The sequence below is a fragment of the Candidatus Margulisiibacteriota bacterium genome (assembly GCA_041658645.1).
Lineage (GTDB): Bacteria > Margulisbacteria > WOR-1 > O2-12-FULL-45-9 > XYB2-FULL-48-7 > JBAZZV01.
The window spans coordinates 1-3,635 of the sequence record JBAZZV010000025.1; the positions used below are offsets into that span (position 1 = coordinate 1).

Here is a 3,635-nt window from a genome sequence, read left to right on the forward strand (position 1 = left end):
ATGTTTGAAGATCAGGCACAACCGAATTTAAAACCGGCAAGTTATCATTTTAACAGTTCTGCGCCGCAAAAACCTGACGGCAATAAGACCGCGTTGGTTTTGCTTGCCGCACTTATTACCGCGCTATTTATTGTCGCGGGCATTTGGCTGATTTTTAGGAAAAAAGCGCCGGTTGCCCCTTCGGCGCCGGAACAGGCAACAACCTCCACCCCGATAACACAGATATCAACCTCAACTCTGCCGGGCGGCTTGGCGGACGGGGCTGGCATAATAGTTGATGGCCGCAGGCTGACCGAGGAGGAGCTTAAAGCCGAAAATTTGGCTTTTGCTCAATTTTATAAAGCGGAGGCGAACGACTTTAAACCGAAGGCCCTTGAAACAAAGTTGCCGCTCTTCGCCAAAACCGATTTGGCAAATTATTATGATGTTTCCCGCAAGCTTGACCTGGATAAGTCGTTAGATAAGATAAATCGCGACGGTTTTGTCCTGCTTGATAATCAATACGCCGCCGAAGCCGATGATTTTTACAAAATTTTTGAGTTGCTGGCAAAAAAAGAGATACCGCAGTTTATCAGCGGTGATTTTTTGCTGTATTATTATCAAAACAATCTCAAGGAAACTTATAAGGAAATTGAAAGCAATGTTTTTTATCAGGATGTTTGGACTATCAGCAAAAGTTTTTTTGATCTCGCGAATACGCGCTATAAAAAGCGGCGCGATCTGGTCGGCGCGGTCAATGATCCGGTGCTTGAAGCCGAACGCTTGGAAGCGGCTTTTTGGGCCGTCAGTTTGGAGCTGTTAAAACCGCAGCCCAAGCAGATCAATGAACTTAATAAAAGTGATGCAGCAAAATTTTCAATCAAGGAAGCGGCGGATTTTGATTTTACCACGCCTGATTATTTGGCGGATGAGGTGGCAAAAGAAACAACGTTGATTGCGCGCGCCAGCGGGGAGGAAAAGTCGCCGATTTTTCTTTATCAAAAAAACTACAGTGAATTCTCGGTTCCGCCAGCTTACCTGGCTAATCCAAAATTGCGCAATTTTTATTTGGCGGCGAACTGGCTGAAATCGCCATTCCCGCTTTATTATCAGAGCGAGAGCTGTCCGGATTGCGCTTTGGATAAAAATGATTGGCTGATAAATTTTATCGCCGCCAGTTTGATTACGCGCGATTTTGCCGATAATCAGGAGTTAAAAAATTATTGGGCAAAAGTTTATAAGATTCTGGCTTTTTTTCAGGGAATCAGAAAGGAACTGACCTACTTGAATTATCAGGAAGTATTAAAGAGCGCCTACGACGAAGCTTATAATCCGGAATTGATTTTTTCCGGGCCCGGCGGCCAGCCTTCATTTGAACGCGCCATGGCGGCGGCGGAAAAACTGGCCGACGAGATTCAAAAAGGTTATAATTTCGGGAGCATAGTAGGCGGCCTGGATCGTGCTGATACAAGAAACTTGCCAAAAATCGGGATGCGTTTGCTCCAGGAAAATTTTTGGCCGAACGATTACATCGGCGGAAAACTGACCGGCGCGAGCGCGGGCGGCTATCTTGGTCCCTACGATCGCTTCCATCCTGAAGCCGGTCTGCCGCTTTCCGGTTGCGCGGTCGGCAGAGAAAAGAAAATTGAACGCTGCACCATCATCGGCTTGGATGTCATTAATTTATTCAAACCGCTATCAGCGCAAGATGTATATTTTACCACGAACAGCAACTACCGAAACTACCAGGCTCAAAGCCAGGAAATCAAGCAGGCGCTTGGCAAGTTTAACGTTTATGATTGGCATGAGAATAATTATTGGACCACCCTGGATATTATCAAAAAGAATCTGCTTGAGGCTAATCTTAAAACGCTCCCCACTTATGTTTCACCCGCGGCTTGGCAGGCAAAGGAAGTAAACACCGCGCTTGGCGCCTGGGTTAATCTCGGTTTGCCGGCTGACAGTTTCGGCGTCGGCTCATTTGAAACCGGAGGTTTTGGCGAGCGCTATAAATTGAGCGGCTACATTGAACCGAATCTGGTGCTGGTTAATGAACTGTCGGCGAATAGCAAGATGCTGGAGCAGATGTTTTCGGCTCTGAAGCTGGGCGCCAATGCCGGCTTTACCAGTAAAAAACTCAATGAATTGGTTGAGTATTTGGATAAAATCAAGGCGATTGTCAAGAAAGAATTGAATCAGGAGCCGTTGGACGAAAACGATCAATTGGTGCTTGGCGAGTTGATTCGCAACACCATGGTGGTTAAAGCCGGCGCCAAAAGCCTGAACCTGCAGTTTAAAAACAAAAGCATCAAAGAAAGCATTGCCGGCGTGAAATTGTTAGTAGTGGTGGTCGCTCTGCCGGATAAAAAGATTTTGACCGTGGGGCCGGTATTTAATTATCAGGAAGGCAGATAAAACAATAGACCCCTTTGTCTCCCTCTCCTTTGCAGGAGAAGGGGAAAGCCATACCCTCACCCCCCCCCTCTCCCGAGAGGGAGAGGGGGGGGGTAGTTCCTCCCTCTCCTTTGCAGGAGAGGGTCGGGGTGAGGTAGTTTTATCGGGGTGAGGTAAAAATAATTCGCCTTGACACCAGGTTTATCTTTTGTTAAACTAAAGATAACCTTATTAATTAAACTGACTATATGGAAAATTTAATCGCTCTAAAAGACTTACGGCTAAATATGGAAAAATACGCCAGCCAAGTCAAGGCCGGAAAATCTTTTATTGTCCTGAAACAAAGCAAGCCGCTTTTCAAGATAACTCCGATAGATGACGACGACAGCTGGGAAGAAGCGGTCAATTTTACCAAGATAAAAAGAGGCGGTGTTGATATAAACGCGCTTTTGGCTGCTTTGTAATAATATGGATAAGGTTGCCAAGGCGCTGCAAAATTTATCGCTTAAAGAAAGGACGTTAGTAAAGAATATCTTACTAAAAATAAAGAAGAGCTCTTTATCTGGGCTGGATTTTAAAAAACTGAAAAATTGCGACAATATTTTTCGCGTCAGAAAAGGAAAATTAAGGGTTATTTTCAAAAAACAAGATAATGGCCAATATTATATTTTGGCGATTGAAAGGCAATCGGATAATACCTATAACAATTATTAATATGACATGCTACCAGCGGCCAGCCTTGACAATTCAGGTAAATCTGTTAAGATAAATTTAATATATGCCACAGACAGCAGGTGCCGGATTCATAATCTGGCATAATTTCCTGCCGAGGCGGAATCAGGTTTTAGGTTTTAGCTTTTAGGTTTTAGCTTTAACAAATTCTTGATTAGCAATGTCTGTGGTTATGCCGCAGATTTTTTATTTTTAATAAATTATCAATAAATCAATATGCCTAAATCAAAAAAACAGAAGTTGCAAACTTTGGAAATTTTAAACGAAAAAATTGCCAGGTCCAAGTCAGTCGTTTTTGCCAGCTTCAACGGACTGCCGGTTAAAGAGAACGAGGCCTTGCGAAAAGAGCTGAAGCAGCAGTCGGGCGAATATTTTGTCGCCAAAAAAACGCTGTTGGAATTGGCGTTCAAAAAAGCGAAGTTTGAAGGTCTTAACTTAAGAAAGCTGACCGGCCAGATCGCGGTGATTTTCGGTTTCGGCGATGAGGTGGCTCCGGCCAAACTGGTGGCTAAGTATAAAAAATCAAGCGA

At 44.2% G+C, this 3,635-nt stretch carries 4 protein-coding genes and 1 other annotated feature; all 4 genes read left to right on the forward strand.

Going from position 1 to position 3,635, the window contains the following annotated elements; all coding sequences use genetic code 11:
- On the forward strand, window positions 1-2,394 hold a 2,394-nt coding region (locus WC903_09140), incomplete at its 5' end, for a DUF3160 domain-containing protein (protein ID MFA5894109.1).
- A gap of 227 nt (window positions 2,395-2,621) precedes the next feature.
- Complete coding sequence (locus WC903_09145) at window positions 2,622-2,837, forward strand: hypothetical protein (GenBank protein MFA5894110.1); 216 nt, start codon at window positions 2,622-2,624, stop codon at window positions 2,835-2,837.
- 4 nt (window positions 2,838-2,841) lie between these two features.
- Complete coding sequence (locus tag WC903_09150; protein MFA5894111.1) at window positions 2,842-3,087, forward strand: hypothetical protein; 246 nt, start codon at window positions 2,842-2,844, stop codon at window positions 3,085-3,087.
- A gap of 49 nt (window positions 3,088-3,136) precedes the next feature.
- Window positions 3,137-3,303, forward strand: a sequence feature (ribosomal protein L10 leader region).
- 18 nt (window positions 3,304-3,321) lie between these two features.
- Window positions 3,322-3,635, forward strand: a 314-nt coding sequence (rplJ, locus tag WC903_09155) for a 50S ribosomal protein L10 (GenBank protein MFA5894112.1), incomplete at its 3' end; no start/stop codon positions are given.

Coding starts and splice junctions, on each gene's coding strand:
- WC903_09145 (MFA5894110.1), top strand. CDS start 2,622: ATGGAAAATTTAATCGCTCTAAAAGACTTACGGCTAAATATGGAAAAA.
- WC903_09150 (MFA5894111.1), top strand. CDS start 2,842: ATGGATAAGGTTGCCAAGGCGCTGCAAAATTTATCGCTTAAAGAAAGG.